This is a genomic window from Brucella cytisi (genome assembly GCF_038433355.1).
Lineage (GTDB): Bacteria > Pseudomonadota > Alphaproteobacteria > Rhizobiales > Rhizobiaceae > Brucella > Brucella cytisi.
In genome coordinates this window covers 209339-233018 of sequence record NZ_JBCAUP010000004.1, presented here as the reverse complement: position 1 = coordinate 233018, position 23680 = coordinate 209339, and the positions used below count along the sequence as shown (strand labels likewise).

The window sequence follows — 23680 nt, the reverse complement described above, 5'->3', positions numbered from 1 at the left end:
AAAGCCGCGTGATTTCGCTGACAGGCCTTGATAAGCACGAAATCAAAATCGAAGTTCAACGCGGGGAATTATGAAGCTCATAGCCAATCTTCGTCGGGAAGCAGTCCAGTCGCCGGAAAGCGGGATTGTGGCGGTCGCCAATCACGGGCGCGGACGCGAAGGGCTTATTCCGCTTTGGGTAGGCGAAGGTGATCTGTCGACACCGGATTTCATTCGCGCCGCGGCTCAAAAAGGTATCTCTGACGGAGAGACTTTCTATACCTGGCAAGCTGGCATCCCCGAGCTGCGAGAAGCACTCGCGCGTTATCATGCACGCTATTTCCCGCTACCCTTGAAGCCGGAGAATTTCTATGTCACCGGTTCTGGTATGCACGCCATCGAAATGGCGCTGACAGCAACTGTTGGAGCGGGCGAAGAGGCGATCTATCTTTCCCCGGCCTGGCCCAACTTCGTTGGCGCAGCTGGTCTGGCAGGCGTTGTGCCGGTTCCGGTCGAGTTGGAATTCGGTGCCAATGGCTGGATGCTCGATCCGGAGAAAATTGCAGCGGCCATCACGCCGCGCACGAAAGCGCTCTTCATCAATACGCCATCCAACCCCACCGGCTGGACGTCGGATCGCGAGACACTTCAATTTTTTCTCGACCTTGCACGCAAGCATGGTCTCTGGATCATTGCCGACGAGATTTATACCCACTTCTATTATGGCGGCGGTCGTGCTCCATCTTTCATGGATATTATGGAGCCGGATGATCGCATCATCTTCGTCAATTCATTCTCCAAGAACTGGGCGATGACCGGCTGGCGTGTCGGCTGGATGACCGTTCACCCGTCTCTGGGACCGGTCATTGAAAACCTGATCCAATATTCGAATTCGGGCGTTGCACAATTCATGCAGCGTGGTGCTGTAGCGGCGCTGGATGAGGGGGATGCCTTCATTTTGATGCAGGTTGAACGGGCCCATGCGACGCGTGATAGCCTGTGCGCCGCGCTCTTGTCGACCGGCAGAGTTCGCCTGACACCGCCTCAAGGGGCATTTTATCTTTTCTTCGGCGTGGACGGTGTCGAGGATTCCGTCAAGGCGGCCATTGACATGGTGGACAATGCCAATGTCGGCTTGGCACCTGGCAGCGCTTTTGGCGTCGGCGGCGAAGGCTTCTTCCGTCTCTGTTTCTGCCGTGATCCGGAACAAGTGGAAGATGCTGCAAGACGGCTCGTGCGCTGGATCGAAAAGCTCTAACAAAAAAGGCCGGTTTAACCGGCCTTATTCGAGAGCCTCAGATTGTCAGCCGCCAGCCTTGGAGACCATCAGCGGAACGATCCGCTCGGAACTGACTGGCTGCGAAACAGCGGGCTCCGCATAAGGAATGCCGAGTGCATCCCAGACTTCCAGCAATGCATTCTTGAGGCCGTCTATCAGGGCGTCGTCATGTCGGGGCGACGGAGTGATACGCAGTCTCTCGGTGCCGCGCGGGACGGTTGGATAATTAATCGGCTGGATATAAATGCCATGAACTTCAAGCAGACGGTCGCTGGCCTTTTTGCAAAGTTCAGGATCGCCGACCAGAATAGGCACGATATGCGTTTCGGATGGCATCACGGGGAAGCCCGCAGCCGAAAGCACGTCCTTTGCGCGCTGGGCCTGACGCTGCTGACCGTTGCGTTCCACCTGCGAATTCTTCAAATGCCGGATGGCGGCCGTTGCCGATGCGGCGACTGCTGGTGGCAACGAGGTCGTAAAGATGAAGCCTGGTGCATAGGAGCGTACGGCGTCAACAATCGCGCGCGAACCGGTAATATAACCGCCGAGAGCGCCAAAAGCCTTGGCAAGCGTACCCTCGATAATATCGATGCGATGTGCCAAGCCGTCGCGTTCGGTGATGCCGCCGCCTCGTGCGCCGTACATGCCAACAGCATGAACTTCATCGATATAGGTCATGGCATTATATTTGTCGGCCAGATCGGCAATCTTCTCGATCGGTGCGATATCACCATCCATCGAATAGACGGATTCGAACACGATCAGCTTGGCGCGCGCTGGATCGGCTGCTTTCAGAAGCTGTTCCAGATGCTCGACGTCATTGTGACGGAAAATCTTCTTTTCCGCGCCTGAACGACGCACGCCTTCGATCATCGAAGCATGGTTCAGTTCGTCGGAGAGGATGAGGCAGTTCGGCAGCAGCCGTGCAATCGTGGAAATCGAAGCTTCATTGGAAACGAAGCCTGATGTGAACACGAGGCCGGCTTCCTTGCCATGCAAATCAGCGAGTTCGGATTCGAGTTCGACCAGCGGGTGATTATTGCCGGAAATATTGCGCGTACCGCCGGAACCTGAGCCGGTATTGCCAGCTGTATCACACATAGCCTTGATCACGTCGGCGTGGTGTCCCATGCCAAGATAATCATTAGAACACCAGACGGTGATTTCACGGGCAGTGCCATTGTTGCGCCAGATAGCTCGGGGGAAACGTCCGACAATACGTTCAAGATCTGCAAAAACGCGGTAACGCTTCTCGGCGTGCAACTGGTCGATCGCTTCTTCGAAAAAACGGCGATAGTCCATAATGCGCTCCTTAGTCTGTGCACTAACTAGCGCTTTTGGCACTTGCCGTCCATGGCGCATTGATGGGCAATTTGCCACGTTTGTGTGAAGCAGCATTGATTGAAATCAAGCAAATCGGCTCAACGACCAAAATAACGGTGACGAAGTTTTCATCACGAAGCGTGTCGGGGCCTGTTACAGAGTGATTGGCCTCAACAAAGAGTTGCTTGAATGAAGCGCCACACAGCACCAGCTTTTTGTGACCTTCATTGAAAAACTGGCATCTTTATGAAATCAACGCGAACGGTGATGAACTATCCAGCCTCGACGATGGACGACTGGACAGCCTATTGGCGTGCCTCACCGATGCGGCGTCTGCGCACGCGTTGGCGGCACGTGCAGCTTTCGGTTCCGAACCGGAAAAACAAGGCAAATCTGATTGCTACGTCCGGAAACTTCGAGGCTTTACGGCCAGACGATCTGCCACTTGTCTGCGTGGTTCGTAATGCGGCACCCTATATGAAATCCTTTCTGCGCTATTATCGCGAGACGGGTGTCACGCGTTTCATCGTTGTAGATGACCGATCGGACGACGGAACGACTGAAATATTGTCCGGTGCTCCTGACGTGGATTTGTTCACATCGGACGTTAGCTACGCACAGGCTAACCGGGGACGTGCCTGGCGTGATGCTTTGTTCAATCTCTACGGACGTGGGCGCTGGTATCTTTCGGTTGATGCTGACGAGTTCTTCGTATTTCCGAGAATGGAGCAACGGAATATCCGCTCTTTTATCGAGGAACTGGAGGGGAATGGAATTCGTCGGTGCCTGGCACCGATGATCGATATGTATCCCCGCGGTCTGCTGCGTGACGGGATCTTCATCGACGACGGGACGAAATATCCGTTCGAGGTTTCGTCGCATTTTGACGGCGACGGCTATACGGCGACATGGGAGAAGTTCGGTGTAGCTGTGCGTGGCGGGCCACGTTTGCGCTTGTTCGGGCGCAGCATGCGACTTTCAAAATTCCCACTGATTTGGGTCGATGAAAAGACGGATTATCGCCGGGGCAGTATTCATGGGCCGGGTCCATGTTTCCGGAATTTTCTTCCGGCAACCGGTGCTCTTCTCCATTACCGCTTCTCATCGCGTTCGGTCGGCGAGTTCAAACGTATTGCGTCGGAAAAGAGCCATGCTGGCGGTGCAGAACACTACCGCGCAATCATCGAGAACGAGCGTTTTTCAGACGACCTTTCGCTCGTCTATGAAGGTTCGGTCCAGTACACAGGCCCGGATTGTCTTGTTAAGCGCGGATTTATGGCTGACCTACACGATATAGAACGTGGAACCAGGGCGAAGAGCCAGCTTAGCGCATAAACGTCTTTCGCGGGAATTGCTGTAAAGTATCATTGCGCCTGATTGTAAGGCGAGGAATGCCGAACGGATCATCATCTGACCGTGCGCGGCGTTTTTCCGTCGTCGTCGCGTCTGTATAACCAGCAGCTTCGACGATCTTGCGTGTCACTGCGTTTTCTCCGCCGTAAGGATAAGCGAAAGATGTGACCTCGCGACCGGGCAAGTCTTCAATCTTCATGTGCGATTGCTGGATTTGCGAGATGGCTTCCTGCGCGTTCACTTCCGGCAGAAGGACATGGTCGAGCGTATGAGAACCGATTTCGTGACCAACATCTGCCCGTCCGCGCAACTCGACAACGCTCATGCAGTTGGCGCGCAAGGCAGATCTTTTGATCCCAGAGATCGAAGCCGCCGATCTGGTTGGCCACGAAATAGTTCGTGGCGGTGAAGCCAAACTCCTGCAGCACGGGCAGAGCATTGCGGAACACGTTCTCGAAACCGTCGTCAAACGTGATGACGGCGACCTTGCCCTGTTTCCCGCCGTAAATGTAAGGAATTGCGTCCCTCACCGACAGACCACGATAACCCGGCTGTTTCAGCCAGACCATTTTCTGGCGAAAGCGATCTGGGTGCACGATCATACTGCGATAGGATGCACGGTGCGTTGGCGGCACGTCAATCTGATGATACAGGAAAATCGGAACAGGAACGGGAAATCTCAGACAGCTGCGCGCGAGCGTGATTTTATCTTCCAGCGATAAAGCGGGCGCATAATTTCACGCTTCAGCTTGTCCGGCAGAGAACGCGATTTTTGTATTGAGCTGCCACCGAGTTGCCTCGAAATTTCTCTCACTCCGCTAGGGAGGACAGTAAGTGGTTTAAGCCCCGTAACCCAGTTCATTTGTGCCGTTGTATCGACCGGGCGGTCGAATATTTCGGTTATAGATAACAAGCGTTGGGCGGCCTTACTCCCCACAAGCTGCGCCTGCATGCCAAGGCCTACCGGTACCGGTTCAATAATCCGCACTGTCTCAGTGTTTAACACTGCGCGCCCGTTCTCTCGTTTCTGGAAGGGAAAGCGGATGAAGCTATCGGCCTTGAGAATCTGGCATGCAGCGGAATAGGCAGCTTCAAATTCCGGCGTCAGTTCAACATCGTCTTCTAGCACGAGACCTGCATCCAGTTCCTGATCGACAATCGCTTTCCAAGCTTTCCGATGCGACAGAAAGCAGGCGATTTCATTAGTGCTGAGCTGAAATGGATAGCGGGGCTTGTGCGTCGATCGTCGATAAACGCGGCTGATTGTTTGTGCATCTAGCGTGCGCCCGTCGACGGCGGTCACCACGTCCGCCTCTACAGGCAGCTTACGAACAAGTTCTTCGACTTGCGGCTGCCGGTCGGTGGCGCGCTCCAGATGGATGATGAAAGCCTTGACGGCCCTTTGCGGGCCGTCATTCGGAGTGATGTCAGGACGCGTTTCGTTCATGGTCCTTATCTACCTTGCAGCATACAGAAAGCTCAAGGTATTTTGCAGATCAGACTGGCTTCCAGCCCGGCTCGACACTATCGGCTTCCGCTCGCCACAAATCGGCGTAGTCGACATTCTGCCAATCCTTGAACCAGGGGCCGCCGCGTGTGTAATGCACCACTTTCGGCAGGCCAGTTTCCGGCTTCTCGTTCCAGCCTTCCAGCCAGTTATAATCCGTCGGCAGAGCGCCAATTTCATCATCGGAAGCCCATTGCATGCGGTGCAGGTAGGCACCGGTTTCGCTGTTGATCAGCTCCGGCGTCAACTGGCGTGTCGAAGGATGTTCGCAGTTGAATAGCATGCAGGACGACCAGTTCTTGCGTGGATAGCTGGTCTGCACCTTGCCATCCATCTTCACACTGTCCTTGGGCTGATAATCGTGCTGAACGCAATAAACGGCTTTTGAAGGATCATTGTAAGCTTGGAGGCCAGCAATATCACCCAAGAAAAGGAAGTCGCAATCGCAGAAAAGCGCCCACCCTTTGAAGCCCGCAAGCCATGGCGTGAAAAACCGCGAATAGGTAAATTCCGTCGACGCCAGTGGATCGACTTCCCGCGTGTAGACCCCTTGATCGACCAGGTCCTGCAACTTGATCGGCACGATCTCCAGCGGGATAGAGGAATGCTTCAATGCGGATGCTTTGGCGACTTCATATGCGATGGGCTCGCGAGAATCCCATCCGATGAAAATGCGTAACGGTTCACTCATTCATAGGCTCCTCTAAAGAGATTGTGTCGTGATCGTTCCCTACGTTTTCCGCCGGAAATTATAGTGATGGCGCAGGATCACTGGATGAGGCTGATGCGTCCGGATTTGACCTTCTGCTCAACCCAACTGCGCTCATCTCCCCAAGTGTGGCGTTTCCAGCCTTCCCAGGTGAAGCCGCAGATTTTCACGTCCCAGCTTTCCTCCGGACATTTTCCGAGCATGTACCAGATGCCAAAAAAGCCGGTGCTTGGAAAGGCTTTGCTTATATTCTCGTCGGTTACACCCAGCTCTTTGCATCCGGCCAGATAGAATTGGGGTGGCATGATCCGGATTTCCTTGCCCGCAGAGCCGACAACTTCGATGGTCTGCATAGTCCAGTCGCCACGTCTTCCCTTGAGACGGGAGAGGAAATTCGGACCAGGGTGATATTTGCGAATGATGCTTGGATGATAGGCAAGCATCACTTCCTTGGCCGCCTTGAACGTTGGCGTCTGTACAAAGCCCGGATCGCGAAGCCGCCGCTGCATCGGCTTGCTTGAGGTTGCCAAGATCAAGAGATCTGTTCGGGTGCCACTCATGCCGATGGATTTTTTGGGCTCGTTGAAACGGACCACAAAATCGGCACCATCCACTTCAGCAGAAAGATCGCGCGGCAAAGGCGCGTTGCCGACGATGATCAATGTCTTTTTCATGAACTCCAACTCAAATTAGAATGAACCGGTGCCTGTGCCGAAGCAGTAGTTATATCTAAACTAGAATTACATAATGATTACAACAACAGGAGGTAGTTTCCTTTGTTGTTGGAAATCCGGGTGAAATGCTAGGATTTCGCTGCAAACACGGCAGCCATGCAGGATATGCACTTCTCAAAAGGCAGGGAAAGACGGAAGCTTACTGTTGGGAGGAAGATAAAAAAAGGGGATACCACCATGAATCTTCGCACCCATTTCCATCGCTGGATGCAGTATCGTGAAAATATTCGCGAGCTTAGTGGCTGCACTGACCGCGAGCTTTCAGATCTCGGCCTTTCACGCACCGATATTCATCGCGTCGCCCGCGAAGCCGCTTTTGGTTGAACCAGCAGACCAAAGCCGTTTCCCTGTTTCGAGAACCGGCCTGTTTCGATCCGCAAAATCTTCCAAAACCTACACGTCACCCGGCTTCTTGAACCGGATGTGAATGTTGTCGCCTGCGAGGTCGAAGCCTGCATAATTGCGCTGAAAGGCAATGAGCGCATCGTTTACGCCCTTTGAATAATCGTCTTCCTGCACATCAATATGGTGCCGGTATAGGATTCTGTCGTCCTTATAGAATATAACCTGACCTTCCATCATAGCCTCCTTCTGATGAAGCGCTGAGCAGAAATCCGTGGGTGGTTTCAGGCGTCGCGCTTTGAAACGAGTGGGTAGAGCAATATTCTACACACGGGCCTATGGCTGAAGCGGTGCCAGGGGCACTTATCCAGTCGGTATATCTAATTGAGATAGGCGATGCAGCGGGCGTTTCAAGATGATGCAGTGCCGGTTCCGGCTTTGCTCAGCTTGAGCCATGCACGAGCGGCGTGAGACAGGAACGCGCCTTTGCGCCAGATCAGCGCCAGATTCCAGTTCACATCGGCGCCTTTGATTCTGTGGATGCGCACGCCGGGATGATGCCGCTGTTCCGCAATCATTTTTGGTAGAAAGCCGATGCCCATGCCTGCTGCTACGAGCTCGACGATGAAGTCAATCTGACTGGAGCGCACCGCAACGTTTGGAGAGAATCCATGCGAACGACATGCATCAAGGATAATGTGATTGAGGGCAAAGCCGCTCTCGAAAAGAATGAACGGCAGGTTGGCAATGTCCTGCAGCGAAACGCCGTCACCACGCGCAAGCACATGATCGGTCGGGAGCAGCGCCACCACCGGTTCGCATCGCACATCCTGCCACTCGAAACTGTCTTCAACCGGCAGAAGCGAAGCCGCAAGTTCCACATCTCCGGCAAGCAGCAATTCTTCCAACCTCCGGCTGCCGTGCTCGACCAGCTGAATGTCAATCTCAGGATACAGCTTCGTATAGGCCGCGAAGACGGGAGCGAAAAGCACGCTGGAGCCGATGGGCGGCAGGCCGAGTTTCAGGAGGCCGCGCTTGATACCGCGCAACTCGCCCAGCTCTGCCAGCATGTCGTCCTTTTCTGCCAGCATGGCGACCGCGCGACGAAAGACAATCTCACCTGCTGTCGTGAGGCGAGAAGGCGAGATTTCGCGATCCAGCAGAACCAGCCCCAACTCGTCTTCAAGCTGTCTGACCGCCTTGCTGACGGTCGACTGGGTCGCGTTGATGGTTTTAGCGGCGGCGGAAAAACCGCCTTGCCGCACCACTTCGACAAAGGCCTGGAAGCTGCGCAAGTTCATGAGCCATTCTATTACGGAATAGCTGCAATGAAATCAATTCATTTCTAGAATAGTGCGAGAGAGCCTATATTCATCCATGAAAAATGCATCAGTCCCCATTGGAAAAGCACATGAACGCCCACAGCTTCTTGATCCGGTTTCGTTACGCACTGCATCACAGCCGTTTGATGCAGATTGCGACGCTGGTCGGCTTTTGGCTGGCAGGTGAGCTTTTCGTCCGCCTCGTCGGCCTGCCTCTGCCGGGCGGCATCGTCGGCATGGCGCTCGTGTTGGCTCTGCTTCTGAGCGGTCGTGTCAGCCTGTTCAGCATGAAACGCGGCGCAGAATGGTTTCTGGCAGAAATGCTGCTCTTCTTCGTGCCTGCAGTGCTTGCAGTCCTTGAGCATCAGGAACTGATTGGTCTGCTTGGCCTGAAAATCATGGCTGTGATTTTGCTGGGCACGTTGACGGTCATGAGTGTCACCGCATTGACGGTTGATCTCTGCTACCGCTGGAGTTTGCGCTATGTCGCTAAGTAATCCGCTTGTAGCGACGCTTTTCTGGTCTGCCGCAACGATCCTCCTTTATCTCGCTGCCAAGCGTGTCTATCTCCGCTTTCCCATGTGGTGGCTGACACCGCTCGCTGTTACGCCATTGTTGCTGATGGCTCTGGTCATTGGGCTCAATCAGAACTATCGTGGCTATTTCAGCGCCACCCATTGGCTGGTCGCGCTGCTTGGACCTGCAACGGTTGCTTTTGCAATCCCGATTTACCAGCAGCGCGCAACGATCCGCCGCTATTGGCCGGTGCTTCTGGCGGGCGTGGTTGTCGGAAGTTCATCTGCTATGGCTTCCGCATGGGGCCTGGCGCATCTGCTGGGTCTCAACGAAGCAATCAGCCTCAGCCTGATGCCGCGTTCGATGAGCACGCCATTTGCGATGACTGTTTCAGGCGATATTGGCGGGACCCCCGACCTCACAGCAATCTTTGTGGTGCTGACCGGTGTGTTCGGCGCAGCCCTTGGCGAAGTCATGCTCAATTGGTTGCCGATCCGCTCCGCATTGGCGCGTGGAGCCCTTTTCGGCATGGGTGCGCATGGAGCCGGTGTGGCCAAGGCTCACCAGATCGGCAGTGAAGAAGGTTCGATTGCCGGGCTGGTCATGGTGCTTGTCGGCCTCGTGAATGTGCTTGCTGCACCTTTGATTGCCAGCTTTTTGTAAGCGCCTAATTTTACAGACATTCTTTAAAAACGCCCGGTTTCCGGGCGTTTTTTGTATTAGCGAATCTGCCTTTTTATTGAGCATTAACGTCTTTGCATAACTGATATGCATTAATGGCCGTTGCTGCAGAGAAGGGTGGCGGGTAAACATTTCTTCATCGAGTTCACTCCTCCTCCCAGAACTCGATAAGGAATACGGCACTCCTCCTCCCAAGCCGTATTCAAGATCAGGCCGCGCATCCTCCTCCCGCGCGGCCTTTTTCTTTTTTTAGCTCCCCACAATCCCACTTCGCTTTCGTTTGCGTGCGTTGACAATGCGTAACTGCGGGGCCCCATAGGCAAGCCTCGTCATCTGCTCTATTTCTGAAACAAGTTCTGAATCGGGGAGACAGCGTCCATGACAAGCGGCATCCACCACATCACCCTCATCACCCGAAAAGTGCAGGCGAATGTCGATTTCTATGCCGGCTTTCTGGGATTGCGTATCGTCAAGCAGACGGGCGGGTTTGAAGATGCCGAGCAACTGCATCTGTTTTACGGAGACCGTTCGGGCACGCCCGGATCATTGATTACATTTCTGGTGTGGGAAGATGGTGCCAGGGGGCGTGTCGGCCACGGTCAGGTTAGCGAAATCGCACTTGCTATTGATCGCACTGCTATCGGTTTTTGGCTGGAGCGCGCCTTGCGCTATCACGTGCCATCCGCAGGGCCGGTGCAAGAGTTTGGCGAACCTGTCCTGCGCCTGCGCGATCCCGACGGTGTGATCGTCAAGCTTGTCGGCTGCGATCTTGCTGCCAACGATGCGTGGGAAAGTGAGGGCATTCCGGCAGCTTTCGCTGTCCGGCGTTTGCGTGCTGCGACTATTCTGTCCGAAGCAGCGGAACAGACTGCAGGTTTCATCGAACGTTATTTTGGTTTCAGGCCTTCGGCGAAAGAAGGTACGATAGATCGACTTCTGTCGGATTCCGGCGACACCATCGATGTGCGAGACGCAGGCGGCTTCTGGCCGGGCATTCCCGGTACGGGTATTGCCGACCATGTCGCTTTTCGTGCCGCCGATACTGGCGAAGTGGAAAAGGCGGAGAAGGAGCTTTCCAAACTTAATTCCAGCGCCGTCAATGTGCACGACCGTAAGTATTTCACGTCGCTCTATGTTCGCGAGCCGGGTGGAACGCTGTTCGAATTTGCAACTGATACACCGGGATTCGCAATAGACGAGCCGGTTGAAAAGCTGGGCCAGTTCCTGTTCGTGCCGCCGGGCAATGAAGAAAAGGCGGATGCCATCCGGGCACGGATGCCACAATTCGCCCTGCCGGGAGAGGAGCGTGTCATCTATCGCGATCTCCCTTTTGTTCATCGGATACACCAGCCGGATGACCCGGATGGCAGTACGCTGGTGCTTTTGCATGGCACTGGCGGAAACGAAAACGACCTGATGCCTTTCGCTCGCAAGGCTGCACCACGCGCAACCCTTCTCGGCGTGCGTGGACGCAGCACGGAAGAAGGTATCCAGCGCTGGTTTCGTCGCTTCGACCTGAAACAGTTTGATCAAGCCGATATTCAGTTTGAAGCGCAGGCATTCGAGGCTTTCGTTGAAGGTGCCGCCGCCGCTTATGATATCGATCTGAATCGGACGGCCTTTATTGGGAACTCCAACGGCGCAAACTTGCTGGCCGCTTTCATGCGCTTGCATCCACACGTTGTTCGCACGGCGGTTCTTCTGCGCGGTCAGGAGGCTCTAAAGGAGCAGCCCGATGGCGCGGATTTGTCGGATGCTGCAGTGCTTTTGATGAATGGTGCATCCGATCCGTTCGGCGATGAGACCGGAATGCTGGAAAAAGTCCTGAGAGAAGACGGGGCGGCGCTTACCATCAGCACGGTCGAAGCAGGACATGCGCTCATCGATGAAGATATCCGCATTGCAGGCGATTGGCTTCGGGACAAGATATAAATTAAAGGGCTGCGGAGTTCTCCGCAGCCCTTTTACTATATTAATCGAGGGGCTTCAGGTTACGCTCGATGGCTTCCCGCTTTCCTTCGAGGAAAGGTGGAAGCGAAAGGCTTTCGCCAAGACTTTCAAGTGGTTCATCAACAGCGAAACCCGGCCCATCCGTAGCGATTTCGAACAGGATACCGTTCGGCTCGCGGAAGTAGAGCGAGCGGAAATAATAGCGTTCGACCTCACCGCTTGACGGCATGCGCACGGACCTCAGACGGTCGACCCATTCCTGCATACTTTCCTGATCCGGCGTGCGGAAGGCCACATGATGCACGGCGCCTGCACCCTGCCATGCAGTCGGCAGGTTTGGCTGCACCGCAACATGCAGTTCGGCGGCGGCACCACCCGGCCCCATCGAGAAGACATGGACATGACCTTCGCCGTCGGGCGAGATATAGTCGCCGGTCTGACGCATGTTCATGACCTTTTCCAGAATGATTTGGGTCGGTGCCAGTTCGGGAACACTGAGCGTGATCGGTCCAAGACCCCTGATCTGACGTTCCGCAGGCACAGGGCTCCGGTCCCAGCTATGCGCTTCACCCGCGCCGCCATCATCGGTCAGACGCAGGCGCTGACCCTCCGGGTCCTCGAAGTCGAGAACGGCTCGTCCTGCAACTTCGAAAATATCGCCTGTCTGGACGCCTTTATCGTTCAGGTGCTTTCGCCACCATTCGAGGCTTTCGACACCGTTAACACGCAAACCGGTGCGGGCGACACTGTTGGTGCCGCGCTGCTCGCGCTGTACCGGCCAGTCGAAAAAGGTGATGTCCGTGCCGGGGGAAGCCAGACCATCTGCGTAGAACAGATGGTAGGCGCTGGTGTCGTCCTGATTAACGGTTTTCTTGACAAGCCGAAGCCCGAGCGTGTCGGTATAGAAACGCCGGTTGCCGGGTGCGTCGGCGGTAATGGCTGTCAAATGGTGCAGCCCTGTCAGTTCCAATGCCATAGTGTGCCTCCTTCAAAAACGGAGTTGCTGTTGGCGGTTATATCGGTCGGAGCTGATCACGAGGAAAGTATCACCTGTTGAACAGTGTGTAACCCATAAGCCGCAATCGCCTTGCGTTCCGACAATGGTGGATAATTGGGGCTTGGCAGAACGTTTCACGTAAAGAATATATTAACCCTCAAGGTTCGGGTGTAATACCAAAACCAGATGAGTTTGACCCATCGAATTTTGGTTAAGCCTGTGCGGCGATTGAGCATTTTCAGGGCGTGATGCGTCAGCATCTCAGCCCCCTCGTATAAGAGACCTGCTGGCGTAGCGTTGAGGGAGTTTGGTTTTGCGGCGCGTTTTTTCTCGGACTGCCCCTGCGTTGCTTGTTTTTCTGTCTGTGCTTGCCGGTTGCGCCAGCCGGCCAGAAGGCGTGCTTATCCCGGTTGGCGATGCCGTTTCTCCCGGTACGACCAAGGTTGACCTCGTCGTCGCGACCACGCGCCGTCCGTCAGATAATCCCGGCATACTTTTCTCCGGCGAACGCGACAAGCTCGTGTCGCTCAACGAGATTGTTGTGTCCATTCCGCCGGAAAAAAACCGCAAGGCGGGTGAAGTGCAATGGCCGAAGAAACTGCCACCCAATCCGCAAAAGGATTTCACCACCGTCAGTGTGACGCCGCTCAAAACCGATGTGGAAATGGCGGGCTGGGTTCGTCCGCACCTGACCAAAAGCCGTCGCGTGATGGTGTTCGTGCACGGCTTCAACAATACGTTCGAGGATTCCGTCTATCGCTTTGCGCAGATCGTGCATGATTCGGGAGCCGATGTTGCGCCGGTGATCTTCACCTGGCCATCGCGCGCCAGTGTATTCGACTATAATTACGACAAGGAAAGCACCAATTATTCCCGCGATGCGCTGGAGCAGATATTGCGTGCCATCGTGCGCGAGCCCGAGGTCAAGGACATTACGGTCATGGCCCATTCGATGGGCAGCTGGCTGACGGTTGAGGCTCTGCGGCAGATGGCGATCCGCGACGGTCGCGTGAATGCCAAGATAACGGATGTCATTCTGGCATCCCCCGATCTCGACGTCGATGTGTTCTCGAAACAGTTCCTTGCCATGGGCAAGCAGCATCCACGCTTCACATTGTTCACGTCTCGGGATGACAAGGCGCTTGCATTGTCGCGGCGTATTTCCGGCAATATTGACCGCCTGGGTCAAATCGACCCGTCGATTGAGCCCTATCGCTCCGAGCTGGAAAAAGCAGGCATCACCGTTATCGACTTGACGCAGCTGAAGGCGGGTGACCGTCTTAACCATGGCAAGTTTGCTGCGAGCCCGGAAGTCGTGCAGCTGATCGGTCAGCGCCTTGTTGCTGGCCAGACGATTACGGATTCGCAGGTCGGCCTCGGCGATCGTTTGGGCGCGGTGGCGATGGGTACGGCGCAAGGTGTCGGTACCGCCGCCTCGCTGGTGGTGACAGCACCAATTGCCGTGTTTGATCCGAATACCCGCAAAACCTATGACGAGCAGATCGACCGCTTTGGTCGCGCTGTTGGCAATACGGTTGGCGCGGTAACGATCCCTACGCAATAAGCGACGGAGAACGCTTCGCCTCCACAGTTGTCATATTTGAGCTGACGCTGTAGGACTCGCGGCCAATAAATTCGGGCCGCGAGGAGAACCTCATGCAGATCATCCGCACCATAGAGGAATTGCGTCAGATTTTGACACCTGCAAGGCGGGCTGGAAAACGCATCGGTTTTGTGCCGACCATGGGCTATCTCCATAAAGGCCACCTTGAGCTGGTTCATCGTTCAAAGGCGGAAAATGACGTGACCGTCGTGTCGATTTTCGTCAATCCGCTGCAATTCGGCGCAAATGAAGACCTCGACAAATATCCGCGCGACCTGGAACGCGATGCGGCTCAGCTGCGTGGGGCGAGCGTCGATTATCTCTTCGCTCCAACCGTCAGCGACATGTACCCGCGCCCGATGCAGGCCGTGGTGGATGTGCCCACGCTTGGCAACCAGATGGAAGGTGAGGCGCGTCCCGGTCACTTCGCCGGTGTCGCAACGGTCGTTAGCAAGCTCTTCAATATCGTTGGCCCGGATGCAGCCTATTTCGGCGAAAAGGATTTCCAGCAGCTCGTCATCATCCGCCGCATGGTGGAGGACATGGCGATTCCAGTGCGAGTGGTTGGCGTCGAGACGGTGCGCGAGGATGACGGGCTCGCCTGTTCGTCCCGCAATGTCTATCTGACGCCTGAACAACGCGCCGCTGCAATCATTGTGCCGAAGGCGCTGGATGAAGCCGAGCGCCTCTATCGCTCCGGCCTGGACGATCCCGATGCGCTGGAAGCGGCAATCCGCACTTTCATCGCCACTGAACCGCTGGCTGTGCCGGACGTGGTGGCACTCCGCGATCCGCTGACACTGGAGCGCCTGACATCGGTTCAGGGGCGTCCAGTACTCGTCGCACTGTTCGTGCGGCTCGGCACGACGCGGCTTCTCGACAATCGTGTGATCGCGCATGTCGCGCAGGAACAGGCGGCCTGAAATGAGCGCACTTGTTAAACAGAAGCGGCTGACGCCCAAGTCCATCCAGGCCATGAAGGGCGAACGCCTCATCGCTAGCCTGACCGCCTATACGACGCCGATTGCACGTCTGCTTGATCCGCACTGCGATCTGCTGCTGGTCGGCGACTCTCTTGGCATGGTGCTTTACGGCATGGATTCGACGCTTGCGGTGACGCTCGACATGATGATCGCACACGGGCAGGCAGTCATGCGAGGGGCCGAGACAGCCTGTGTTATTGTCGATATGCCGTTCGGTTCCTATCAGGAATCGAAGGAACAGGCGTTCCGCAATGCGGCCCGCGTAATGCAGGAAGCCGGCTGCGACGGCGTCAAGCTCGAAGGCGGCGAGGAAATGGCCGAAACGGTTGCATTCCTCGTCAAACGCGGCATTCCAGTGTTTGGACATGTCGGTTTGATGCCGCAGCAGGTCAACACGGTGGGTGGTTTCCGCTCGCTTGGGCGCGGGGATGAAGAAGCTGATCAAATTCGCCGTGATGCGCAGGCCATTGCTGATGCCGGCGCTTTCGCGCTGGTCATCGAAGGCACGGTGGAGCCGCTGGCGCGCGAGATCACCGCATCGCTCGCCATTCCAACAGTGGGCATTGGGGCTTCGGCGGCCTGTGATGGGCAGATATTGGTTTCAGATGACATGCTGGGGCTGTTTCAGGATTTCACCCCGCGTTTCGTGAAGCGTTTTGCGCATTTGGCTCCGCAGGTTTCCGATGCGGCGAAAGCCTATGCCGAAGAGGTTCAGGCGCGAACATTTCCGGGGCCGGAGCATGTTTTCGGCGCAAAACCGAAAACCTAGTTTCTAAAACTTGTGCCGTATGGCGGTAGCGCCTTGTATTTATTCGTCAATCGCGTTCAATGCCGGAAGTGTTTTCTGGAGCGACCGTGACTGACGATATTGCCCATACTGAACTGATTGCCGTATTGGCCGCTGTGACTGGTGAACAGCCGCGCGTCATGACTGTGCGGCAGGGGCAAGCTTTACCGTCCGGTCCGTTCGAAAGCGAGCATCGTTCTCTCCAATCGGGTCTGCGTGCCTGGGTGCAGTCGGAAACCGCGCACCCGGTTGGCTATCTGGAGCAACTCTACACCTTTGCCGACCGTGACCGTCATGCACAGGGCGAGCGCATCATCTCGATCAGCTATCTCGGTCTTGTGCGCGAAAGTGATGCGGCGGCGGGGCAGGCGGGCTGGCGCGGCTGGTATGATTATCTGCCATGGGAAGATCACCGCCAGGGCGAGCCGGCTATCATGGAGCATCTCAACAATGCGCTCCTTGTCTGGGCCTATCGGGCCGAAACGCCGGAACTGACCGCGCAGCGCATGCGCCGTATCGCTTTTACCTTCGGCTTTGAGAGTGGAGAATGGAGCGGGCGCTGGAACGAAGACCTTGTGTTGCAGCGCTATGAGCTGCTGTTCGAGGCTGGTCTGGTAGCCGAGGCAGGAATGAAGGAAGACGAGAATGGTCGCTCCATGTTTGCCGATCATCGCCGTATCCTTGCCACGGCGATTGCGCGACTGCGTGCCAAGATCAAATACCGTCCGGTGGTGTTCGAATTGATGCCGGACAGTTTCACTCTGCTGCAGTTGCAGCGCACGGTCGAGGCGTTGGCTGGCTTGCGCCTGCACAAGCAGAATTTCCGCCGCCTGATCGAGCAGCAGGATCTTGTCGAGGAAACCGGCGAAAGCGACAGCGAAACCGGCGGTCGCCCGGCAAAACTGTTCCGTTTTCGCTACTCGATTGTCGAGGAGCGCGCCCTTTCGGAGCGCCATCTGGCCGGAGCCAAGCTGCCAATCTCCCGCGATTGACAATATACTCGAATCGAGTATAAGTTCGTAAGTATAAAATACTCAGATTGAGTATAAATGGGTAGGCTCGGGAGGCCCAACCATGAACGATCATGTTTCCGTTTCGCAACTCTATGACCGCGTGGCCAAGGTGCTGCCCAAGGCGGAGTGGCTGGGCTTCGAAGGCGATGTCGCGGCCATTATTGAGCTGAAAAAAAAGCGCAATGCCGTCATCCTTGCGCATAATTACCAAACGCCGGAAATCTTCCACTGCGTGGCCGACATTGTCGGCGACAGTCTGGCGCTGGCGCGCAAGGCTGCAGAGGTCGATGCTGATGTAATCGTGCTGGCGGGCGTGCATTTCATGGCCGAGACGGCCAAGCTGCTCAATCCAAGCAAGACAGTGCTGATCCCGGATATCGCTGCGGGCTGTTCGCTGGCCGACAGTATCACGCCGGAAGATGTGGCGCTGTTACGTGAGGCGCATCCCGGCGTGCCGATCATCACCTATGTCAACACATCTGCTGCCGTGAAGGCGGCATCCGACATTTGCTGCACCTCCGGCAATGCCAAAAAGGTGGTGGAGTCGCTTGGCGTGCCGCGCGTGCTGATGATCCCCGACGAGTTTCTGGCGCAGAATGTGGCGCGCGAAACCGATGTCGAAATTCTCGCCTGGCATGGACATTGCGAGGTGCATGAACGGTTCACCCCCGACGATATTCGCGAATTGCGAGAAAGCCACCCCGACGTGATGGTTCTGGCTCATCCCGAGTGCCCGCCGGAAGTGGTAGCCGCCGCCGATTTCGCCGGCTCCACGGCAGTCATGTCGGATTATGTCGGCGAGAAGAAGCCGCAGCGTGTCGTATTGTTGACCGAATGCTCGATGAGCGACAATGTTGCTGTCGATCACCCGGACGTAGAGTTTATCCGTCCGTGCAATCTCTGCCCGCATATGAAGCGGATCACGCTCGCCAATATTCGGGATGCGCTGGAAAAAAACCGCCATGAAGTGACTGTCGATGCCGCATTGATGGAGCCTGCCCGCCGCGCCGTCGAACGGATGCTGGCGGTATGAACACGGCCCCGGTCCTTATCATTGGCAGCGGCCTTGCCGGTCTGATGACGGCGTTGACGCTCTCTCCGCAGCCGGTCCTGCTGGTAACGGCGGGAAGTCTCGGCCTGTCCGGTTCCAGCACGCTGGCGCAAGGCGGTATTGCCGCCAGCCTCGGTGCGGATGACAGCACGGCGCTGCATCTGGCCGATACGATTGCGGCAGGTGACGGCCTGTGCGATGCGGCTGTGGCCGCTGAAATCGTTGCAGCGGGTGCAGAAATCGTTGCAGCACTTGAAGCACATGGCGTGCGCTTCGACCGCAAGGCGGACGGTTCATTTTCACTCGGTCTGGAAGCTGCCCATAGCCGCCATCGCATCGTGCATGTCGGTGGCGATGCGACGGGCGCGGGCATCATGCGCGCTTTAACCGCAAAGGTTCTGGCGACGCCTTCAATCACTGTTCTGGAAAACACCCGAGCCCTGCGTTTGATCAAGCACGATGGTCGTGTGGTCGGTGCCTGTCTTGAAAATCTCGGACCGGTTGCAGCAACCGCCGTAGTGCTGGCGACGGGCGGGATCGGCGGGCTTTATGAGGCCACCACCACGCCGCTCGGCAATCTCGGTCAAGGTGCGGCTCTGGCGGGGCGCGCTGGCGCTGTGCTTGCCAATATGGAATTCGTGCAGTTCCACCCGACCGCGCTTGCCGTTTCTGCGCCGCGTCTGCCATTGGTCAGCGAAGCTGTGCGCGGGGAGGGCGCTAAGCTCGTCAATGATCGTGGCGAGCAGTTCATGGCTGATATTCCGGGCCGTGAGCTTGCACCCCGTGATGTGGTGGCGCGTGCCATCGGCAACGAGATCGCGCAAGGGCGCAACGTTTATCTCGATGCACGCGCGGCTCTGGGCGCGCGTTTTGCAACTCGCTTCCCCGGTATTGATGCGCTTTGCAAGCAGCATGGTGTTGATCCGTCACGTGATCTGATCCCGGTCAGACCGGCCACGCATTATCACATGGGCGGGATCAGGACCGACGCCGACGGGCGCAGCAGTCTGCCGGGTCTCTGGGCTGTGGGCGAAGCGGCCTGCACCGGCCTGCATGGCGCCAACCGGCTGGCCAGCAATTCGCTGCTCGAAGCTGCCGCCATGGGACTGCGCACCGCCCGCGCCGTTGTCGATGAAGAAGTTATCGACGCGCGGCATCCCGTGCCGATCAGCCTGCCACAGAGTGCCGATCCCGAACCTGTGCGGCGCATCGTTTCCAGCCATCTTGGCCTGCTGCGCGATGAAGAAGGTTTACGTTTTGCAGTCACGACCCTTCTCCCCCTAGCGGAGACCGGCGATGCCGCAGCCGTGGCGCTTGCTGTTGCGGTTGCAGCATTTGAACGATGCGAGTCACGCGGTGGCCATACCCGGACAGACCATCCGCACAAAGATGCGGTGGCCAAAAGCTGCTTCCACACATTCAAGACGGCGTTCGCGCTTGCTCGTGAAATGGTTGAAACAAACCGAATCTCCAGGATAGCCTCATGAACCTGCCGCGCTTGTCTCCGCTTGTCATCGAACCGCTGGTGCGCGCCGCACTTCTGGAAGATCTGGGGCTTGCTGGCGACATCACCAGCAATGCGGTGGTGCCGGAAGAACACCGCTCGGCCATGCTGTTCAGCCTGCGTCAGCCGGGTGTCATCGCCGGACTGGACGTGGCTGAAATGGCATTTCGTCTGGTCGACCCGGATGTTACGTTCGCACGCATGGCGCGCGACGGTCAGTCTCTTGAGAAGGGGGCGGATGTTGCCCGCGTTTCCGGCTCGTCCCGCTCGATCTTGGCGGGTGAGCGCACCGCGCTCAATTTTCTCGGCCATCTGTCCGGCATTGCCACGGCGACGGCTAATCTGGTCAAGGCTGTGGCTGGCACAAAGGCCTCCATCGTCTGCACCCGCAAGACGACGCCCGGTCTGCGTGCCTTGCAGAAATATGCAGTCCGGGCAGGCGGCGGCATGAACCACCGTTTCGCGCTCTATGATGCGGTGCTCATCAAGGATAATCACATCGCCGTTGGGGGCAGCGTGCGCGCGGCCATCGAACGCGCCAAGGCCGGTGCTGGTCACATGGTCAAGATCGAGGTTGAAGTCGATACGCTGCAACAACTCGAGGAGGCGATGGCCATTGGTGTGGATGCCGTTTTGCTCGACAATATGTCGCCTGCGCAACTGCGCGAGGCGGTCTCGATTATCGACGGTCGCGCCATTTCCGAAGCCTCGGGCGGCATCACACCGGAAACGGTGGCGGCAGTCGCGGCCAGCGGCGTTGATCTGATTTCAGTCGGCTGGACCACGCACAGCGCGCCAAATCTCGATATCGGGCTCGATTTTGAACTGAATAGATAAGGCTTTACGTCTTGTGTGGACAGGCGCAATATCTCCCACATAGGCAATGTCCAAACGTGTTTCGCTGTGAAACCGAGTCCACCGCTAAGGGTTAGGTCTCGCACATTCATGGCGTAAACTGCATCTATACTCGTGCAAGAATCCTACACGCAAAAACATGATTGAATAATTCATGTTTTCATGTCACACAATGACTGACTGATAGTCAGTCATGAGTCGTGCGGTGGTTCTGCAACTTGCTTGTGTGCGTGCCAGTTGCCGGATCGCCGTCACGGCTCAAAGCGGCATGGCCGCAGAGAGTTTGATGGATATCGAACAGGAGGGAAGCGTGATGCTTCACCATACGGAAAATTGGCCTTACGTGGTCACCTTGTCGAAGGGCGCATCGACCTTGGAAGAAACGCGTGAATTCTTTGATGTCTGGAATCGGTGGCTTGATGAGGGAAAGCCCTTCATCACGATCCGCCGTTTTCTGGACGAGGACGCACTTGCGCATCCCGAAGGTTCGGCACGGGAAGTGAAACAATGGTTCCAGCAGAATGCGCAGCGTATTCGCGAACAGGTGCTGGGCATGGTGAACATCGTGCCGGAATCTGTTTATGAACAGGCGAGCCGCATGGATGCTGAAAAGCTGTTTCGCGTTCCGGCGGGGACATTCTCCAATGTCGACGCGGCACTGCATTGGCTGGAGGATCGGGTCGTTCGACCACATCAGCTCGATTTTGACAGGGTGGCGATCCGAGGTAGACTGGCGGCATCCTGAAGCTTCGGAGATTCATTTGCCGTCGACTGCCATCAAGCACAAGCCCCGCACCAAACCAGCGGAAATACGTCGCGACGAGCTGATGGCTGCAGCTGAAGCCCTCTTCCTCGAAAAAGGCTTCGCGGCGACAAGCGTGGATGAAATCGTGCGCTTGGGGGACGTCGCCAAAGGCACGTTCTATCTGCATTTTCGCAGCAAGGACGACATCCTGCTCGCCTTGCGAGAGCGATTTATCGACGGGTTCTGCCAAGGGCTGGAGCATCAATTGGACCGATATCCTGCCGACGACTGGCAGGGAAAGCTGGCGGTCTGGGCCGAGACCGGAATTGCCGGCTATCTCGACAACTACAAACTCCACGACATGGTGTTCCATGATTTTCACCCGCCCATGCGCCGCATGAAGCAGGAAAATCCGGCAATCGTCCGGCTCGATGCATTGTTGACCGACGGTAATGCTGCAGGCGCATGGAAAATCGCCGATACGCGTTTGACGGCTGTACTTCTGTTCAATGCGCTGCACGGTGCGGTCGATGAGATTATCTCCAACCCGGATATGATGGATCGTGCCGAGATGGTTGCCGGTGTGAAGACGTTTTTCCTGCAGGCGGTGCGATCTCAATAAGTACAGTTAAAGAAAAAGGGAGGCCGACGCCTCCCTCTATTCATTTTCCAGCGCTTGTGGCAGGGCTTACTTTTCAACAAAAGCCTTTTCGATGACGTAATGTCCGGCTTCGCTCTGGCTGCCTTCCTTGAAGCCACGTTCTTCCAAAATCTGCTTGGTTTCGGCTAGCATTTCCGGGCTGCCGCAGAGCATCATGCGGTCGTCATCGTGGTTGAATTCCGGCAGGCCAATATCAGCAAAGAGCTGACCCGAACGAATGAGGTCGGTCAGGCGGCCACGATTCTTGTAAGGCTCACGTGTGACGGTCGGATAGTAGATGAGCTGATTCTTGACCATTTCGCCGAGGAATTCATCCTGCGGTAATTCATTGGCGATGAAGTCCGTATAGGCAAGCTCGGCTACCTGACGCACGCCATGAACGAGAATGATCTTATCGAAACGTTCATAGGCTTCCAGGTCGCGAATGATTGACAGGAATGGCGCGAGGCCGGTGCCGGTCGAAAGTAGCCAGAGGTTTTTGCCGGGCTTCAGATTATCATAGAGCAGCGTGCCGACCGGCTTCTTGGACAGGATGATCTGGTCGCCAACCCTCAGGTGCTGGAGCTTTGAGGTCAATGGGCCGTTCGGCACCTTGATCGAGAAGAATTCCAGACCGTCTTCGTAAAGGCTCGAGGCAATCGAATAGGCGCGTGTGAGCGGTTTGCCGTTCACTTCCAGGCCCATCATGATGAATTGGCCGCTCTGGAAGCGAAAACCGGGGTCGCGCGTCGTGCGGAAGGAAAACAGCGTGTCGGTCCAGTGATGGATGTCGGTGACGGTTTCCTGATTGAAGTTGCTGCTCATTTTCGGAACTGTCTCTGTCTTGCTCCTGCACCGCTTGGGAGGACGGCGCCTATGGAATGGATTGGTTGTTTCAGTTTCTATCGGTCATTGCTGCATTTTGCCCGCAGTCGTGCAGCTCCGTGAAGACTGCATCCGTTGCGGGCAAAACGCCTTGATCGCAATCAATGTAAGCGCGTCAGGCTGCCTTCAGGGTGGCTTCCGCGAATTCGTAATTGGCCAGCTTGTCGAGGAAATTCGTTACATAGTCAGGCCGACGATTACGGAAATCGAGATAATAGCTATGCTCCCAGACATCAAGCCCTAATAGCGCCTTGCCTTCGCCGGTTGCCAGCGGATTGGAGCCATTTGGCGTCTTGGTGACCTTCAGCTTGCCGTCATTGGCCAGAACCAGCCATGCCCAACCCGAACCGAACTGGCCGACGGCCGCAGCCTTAAAGGCTTCCTTGAACTGGTCGACGCCACCGAAATCCTCGACAATCTTCTTTTCCAGGGCGCCGGGCAGGCGACCGCCTGCTGCCGACAGGTTCTCCCAGAACAGATTGTGGTTCCAATGCTGGCCGGCATTGTTGAACACCGGAGCGAGATCGGCCTTGTCCTTGGCGAAAAGGACAATTTCTTCGAGTGACTTGCCCTTGAGCGCATCATTCTTTTCAACGAAACCGTTAAGTGCCGTCACATAGGCCTGATGGTGCTTGCCGTGGTGCAACTCAAGCGTTTCCGTACCCATCCCGGCGCCTTCGAGCGCGTTGGTTGCAAAGGGAAGTGGTGGCAAAGTGAAGCTCATTTTAAAACTCCTGATCGCTTGAGCATAATCACCGTTCAGCATCCTGAGGACCGAATCCGGTGTCGACTCTGGCTTTGACGAAAGCCGGTTTGAATATTGAAAATTCAGAATTATCTTGCTTCGACAGGCCTGATCACCTATTTAACAAGATAATCCTTCTTTAAATAGAAAATAGCACATATGTCAAGGAATGACTTT

The 23680-nt window shown here is 56.1% G+C and carries 24 protein-coding genes and 1 pseudogene; 15 read left to right on the top strand and 10 right to left on the bottom strand.

Annotated features, from left to right (window positions below; all coding sequences use genetic code 11):
* Positions 1-70 precede the first annotated feature (70 nt).
* Positions 71-1237: a pyridoxal phosphate-dependent aminotransferase gene (locus AAE521_RS05715; RefSeq protein ID WP_071631975.1), complete on the top strand. Its 1167-nt coding sequence runs from the start codon at positions 71-73 to the stop codon at positions 1235-1237.
* A gap of 45 nt (positions 1238-1282) precedes the next feature.
* On the opposite strand, the gene hemA is transcribed toward AAE521_RS05715, so the two are convergent.
* Positions 1283-2560 carry a 5-aminolevulinate synthase gene (gene hemA, locus AAE521_RS05710; protein WP_071631976.1) on the bottom strand — a complete coding sequence of 426 codons (1278 nt, stop codon included), beginning with the start codon at positions 2558-2560 and terminating at the stop codon, positions 1283-1285.
* Positions 2561-2848: 288 nt separating this feature from the next.
* Between hemA and AAE521_RS05705 the strand changes: the two genes are divergently transcribed.
* Positions 2849-3916, top strand: a complete 1068-nt coding sequence (locus tag AAE521_RS05705; protein WP_342060713.1) for a glycosyltransferase family 2 protein — start codon at positions 2849-2851, stop codon at positions 3914-3916.
* On the opposite strand, the pseudogene AAE521_RS05700 reads toward AAE521_RS05705, so the two are convergent.
* From AAE521_RS05700 to AAE521_RS05685, 4 genes and pseudogenes are all read right to left on the bottom strand, one after another.
* Positions 3906-4617 (bottom strand): annotated as a pseudogene (locus AAE521_RS05700) (polysaccharide deacetylase family protein). The gene AAE521_RS05705 and the pseudogene AAE521_RS05700 overlap by 11 nt on opposite strands.
* A complete protein-coding gene (locus tag AAE521_RS05695) occupies positions 4614-5381 on the bottom strand; it encodes a glycosyltransferase family 25 protein (protein ID WP_071631979.1) in 768 nt (255 codons plus the stop codon). The pseudogene AAE521_RS05700 and the gene AAE521_RS05695 overlap by 4 nt, the downstream one beginning before the upstream one ends.
* A gap of 49 nt (positions 5382-5430) precedes the next feature.
* Positions 5431-6132 carry a glycosyltransferase gene (locus AAE521_RS05690; protein ID WP_071631980.1) on the bottom strand — a complete coding sequence of 234 codons (702 nt, stop codon included), beginning with the start codon at positions 6130-6132 and terminating at the stop codon, positions 5431-5433.
* A 77-nt stretch (positions 6133-6209) separates the two neighbouring features.
* Entirely contained in the window at positions 6210-6824 is a 615-nt protein-coding gene (locus tag AAE521_RS05685) for a glycosyltransferase family 29 protein (protein WP_071631981.1), read from the bottom strand.
* Positions 6825-7061: 237 nt separating this feature from the next.
* On the opposite strand from AAE521_RS05685, the gene AAE521_RS05680 reads away from it, so the two are divergent.
* On the top strand, positions 7062-7208 hold the full coding sequence (locus tag AAE521_RS05680) for a DUF1127 domain-containing protein (RefSeq protein ID WP_071631982.1): 147 nt from the start codon (positions 7062-7064) through the stop codon (positions 7206-7208).
* A gap of 69 nt (positions 7209-7277) precedes the next feature.
* On the opposite strand, the gene AAE521_RS05675 is transcribed toward AAE521_RS05680, so the two are convergent.
* Together AAE521_RS05675 and AAE521_RS05670 are read right to left on the bottom strand one after the other, a co-directional pair.
* Positions 7278-7463, bottom strand: coding sequence for a hypothetical protein (locus tag AAE521_RS05675; protein ID WP_010658240.1), 186 nt, complete (start codon positions 7461-7463; stop codon positions 7278-7280).
* Between the two features lie 173 nt (positions 7464-7636).
* The gene (locus tag AAE521_RS05670; protein WP_342060712.1) at positions 7637-8527 is read right to left on the bottom strand and encodes a LysR substrate-binding domain-containing protein; all 891 of its coding nucleotides are present in this window, start codon (positions 8525-8527) and stop codon (positions 7637-7639) included.
* A 110-nt stretch (positions 8528-8637) separates the two neighbouring features.
* Between AAE521_RS05670 and AAE521_RS05665 the strand changes: the two genes are divergently transcribed.
* From AAE521_RS05665 to AAE521_RS05655, 3 genes are all read left to right on the top strand, one after another.
* Complete coding sequence (locus AAE521_RS05665) at positions 8638-9045, top strand: CidA/LrgA family protein (RefSeq protein ID WP_071631984.1); 408 nt, start codon at positions 8638-8640, stop codon at positions 9043-9045.
* Entirely contained in the window at positions 9032-9727 is a 696-nt protein-coding gene (locus AAE521_RS05660) for an LrgB family protein (protein ID WP_071631985.1), read from the top strand. The genes AAE521_RS05665 and AAE521_RS05660 overlap by 14 nt, the downstream gene beginning before the upstream one ends.
* A gap of 396 nt (positions 9728-10123) precedes the next feature.
* Complete coding sequence (locus AAE521_RS05655; protein WP_342060711.1) at positions 10124-11677, top strand: VOC family protein; 1554 nt, start codon at positions 10124-10126, stop codon at positions 11675-11677.
* 40 nt (positions 11678-11717) lie between these two features.
* Here AAE521_RS05655 and AAE521_RS05650 read toward each other — a convergent pair whose 3' ends face one another.
* Positions 11718-12671 (bottom strand): ring-cleaving dioxygenase, encoded by a 954-nt coding sequence (locus AAE521_RS05650; RefSeq protein ID WP_342060710.1) that lies wholly within the window; start codon positions 12669-12671, stop codon positions 11718-11720.
* 328 nt (positions 12672-12999) lie between these two features.
* Here AAE521_RS05650 and AAE521_RS05645 point away from each other — a divergent pair, with 328 nt between their 5' ends.
* From AAE521_RS05645 to AAE521_RS05605, 9 genes are all read left to right on the top strand, one after another.
* Positions 13000-14256 carry an alpha/beta hydrolase gene (locus AAE521_RS05645; protein ID WP_342060709.1) on the top strand — a complete coding sequence of 419 codons (1257 nt, stop codon included), beginning with the start codon at positions 13000-13002 and terminating at the stop codon, positions 14254-14256.
* Positions 14257-14348: 92 nt separating this feature from the next.
* On the top strand, positions 14349-15218 hold the full coding sequence (panC, locus tag AAE521_RS05640) for a pantoate--beta-alanine ligase (RefSeq protein ID WP_342060708.1): 870 nt from the start codon (positions 14349-14351) through the stop codon (positions 15216-15218).
* A gap of 1 nt (position 15219) precedes the next feature.
* Positions 15220-16047, top strand: coding sequence for a 3-methyl-2-oxobutanoate hydroxymethyltransferase (gene panB, locus AAE521_RS05635; protein ID WP_342060707.1), 828 nt, complete (start codon positions 15220-15222; stop codon positions 16045-16047).
* Positions 16048-16106: 59 nt separating this feature from the next.
* Positions 16107-17057 carry an NUDIX hydrolase gene (locus AAE521_RS05630; protein ID WP_084094194.1) on the top strand — a complete coding sequence of 317 codons (951 nt, stop codon included), beginning with the start codon at positions 16107-16109 and terminating at the stop codon, positions 17055-17057.
* A gap of 82 nt (positions 17058-17139) precedes the next feature.
* Complete coding sequence (nadA, locus tag AAE521_RS05625) at positions 17140-18111, top strand: quinolinate synthase NadA (protein WP_342060706.1); 972 nt, start codon at positions 17140-17142, stop codon at positions 18109-18111.
* Positions 18108-19616: an L-aspartate oxidase gene (locus AAE521_RS05620; protein WP_342060705.1), complete on the top strand. Its 1509-nt coding sequence runs from the start codon at positions 18108-18110 to the stop codon at positions 19614-19616. Before nadA ends, AAE521_RS05620 begins: the two co-directional genes overlap by 4 nt.
* Entirely contained in the window at positions 19613-20470 is an 858-nt protein-coding gene (gene nadC / locus AAE521_RS05615; RefSeq protein WP_071631993.1) for a carboxylating nicotinate-nucleotide diphosphorylase, read from the top strand. Before AAE521_RS05620 ends, nadC begins: the two co-directional genes overlap by 4 nt.
* A gap of 211 nt (positions 20471-20681) precedes the next feature.
* On the top strand, positions 20682-21233 hold the full coding sequence (locus tag AAE521_RS05610) for a hypothetical protein (RefSeq protein WP_342060704.1): 552 nt from the start codon (positions 20682-20684) through the stop codon (positions 21231-21233).
* Between the two features lie 16 nt (positions 21234-21249).
* Positions 21250-21855, top strand: a complete 606-nt coding sequence (locus AAE521_RS05605; protein ID WP_342060703.1) for a TetR/AcrR family transcriptional regulator — start codon at positions 21250-21252, stop codon at positions 21853-21855.
* A gap of 66 nt (positions 21856-21921) precedes the next feature.
* On the opposite strand, the gene AAE521_RS05600 is transcribed toward AAE521_RS05605, so the two are convergent.
* Both AAE521_RS05600 and AAE521_RS05595 read right to left on the bottom strand, forming a co-directional pair.
* Complete coding sequence (locus AAE521_RS05600; RefSeq protein ID WP_071631995.1) at positions 21922-22698, bottom strand: ferredoxin--NADP reductase; 777 nt, start codon at positions 22696-22698, stop codon at positions 21922-21924.
* Positions 22699-22873: 175 nt separating this feature from the next.
* Entirely contained in the window at positions 22874-23482 is a 609-nt protein-coding gene (locus AAE521_RS05595) for a superoxide dismutase (RefSeq protein WP_342060702.1), read from the bottom strand.
* Positions 23483-23680: the final 198 nt, after the last annotated feature.

Coding starts and splice junctions, on each gene's coding strand:
- AAE521_RS05715 (WP_071631975.1), top strand. CDS start 71: ATGAAGCTCATAGCCAATCTTCGTCGGGAAGCAGTCCAGTCGCCGGAA.
- hemA (WP_071631976.1), bottom strand. CDS start 2,560: ATGGACTATCGCCGTTTTTTCGAAGAAGCGATCGACCAGTTGCACGCC.
- AAE521_RS05705 (WP_342060713.1), top strand. CDS start 2,849: ATGAACTATCCAGCCTCGACGATGGACGACTGGACAGCCTATTGGCGT.
- AAE521_RS05695 (WP_071631979.1), bottom strand. CDS start 5,381: ATGAACGAAACGCGTCCTGACATCACTCCGAATGACGGCCCGCAAAGG.
- AAE521_RS05690 (WP_071631980.1), bottom strand. CDS start 6,132: ATGAGTGAACCGTTACGCATTTTCATCGGATGGGATTCTCGCGAGCCC.
- AAE521_RS05685 (WP_071631981.1), bottom strand. CDS start 6,824: ATGAAAAAGACATTGATCATCGTCGGCAACGCGCCTTTGCCGCGCGAT.
- AAE521_RS05680 (WP_071631982.1), top strand. CDS start 7,062: ATGAATCTTCGCACCCATTTCCATCGCTGGATGCAGTATCGTGAAAAT.
- AAE521_RS05675 (WP_010658240.1), bottom strand. CDS start 7,463: ATGGAAGGTCAGGTTATATTCTATAAGGACGACAGAATCCTATACCGG.
- AAE521_RS05670 (WP_342060712.1), bottom strand. CDS start 8,527: ATGAACTTGCGCAGCTTCCAGGCCTTTGTCGAAGTGGTGCGGCAAGGC.
- AAE521_RS05665 (WP_071631984.1), top strand. CDS start 8,638: ATGAACGCCCACAGCTTCTTGATCCGGTTTCGTTACGCACTGCATCAC.
- AAE521_RS05660 (WP_071631985.1), top strand. CDS start 9,032: ATGTCGCTAAGTAATCCGCTTGTAGCGACGCTTTTCTGGTCTGCCGCA.
- AAE521_RS05655 (WP_342060711.1), top strand. CDS start 10,124: ATGACAAGCGGCATCCACCACATCACCCTCATCACCCGAAAAGTGCAG.
- AAE521_RS05650 (WP_342060710.1), bottom strand. CDS start 12,671: ATGGCATTGGAACTGACAGGGCTGCACCATTTGACAGCCATTACCGCC.
- panC (WP_342060708.1), top strand. CDS start 14,349: ATGCAGATCATCCGCACCATAGAGGAATTGCGTCAGATTTTGACACCT.
- panB (WP_342060707.1), top strand. CDS start 15,220: ATGAGCGCACTTGTTAAACAGAAGCGGCTGACGCCCAAGTCCATCCAG.
- AAE521_RS05630 (WP_084094194.1), top strand. CDS start 16,107: ATGCCGGAAGTGTTTTCTGGAGCGACCGTGACTGACGATATTGCCCAT.
- nadA (WP_342060706.1), top strand. CDS start 17,140: ATGAACGATCATGTTTCCGTTTCGCAACTCTATGACCGCGTGGCCAAG.
- AAE521_RS05620 (WP_342060705.1), top strand. CDS start 18,108: ATGAACACGGCCCCGGTCCTTATCATTGGCAGCGGCCTTGCCGGTCTG.
- nadC (WP_071631993.1), top strand. CDS start 19,613: ATGAACCTGCCGCGCTTGTCTCCGCTTGTCATCGAACCGCTGGTGCGC.
- AAE521_RS05610 (WP_342060704.1), top strand. CDS start 20,682: ATGAGTCGTGCGGTGGTTCTGCAACTTGCTTGTGTGCGTGCCAGTTGC.
- AAE521_RS05600 (WP_071631995.1), bottom strand. CDS start 22,698: ATGAGCAGCAACTTCAATCAGGAAACCGTCACCGACATCCATCACTGG.
- AAE521_RS05595 (WP_342060702.1), bottom strand. CDS start 23,482: ATGAGCTTCACTTTGCCACCACTTCCCTTTGCAACCAACGCGCTCGAA.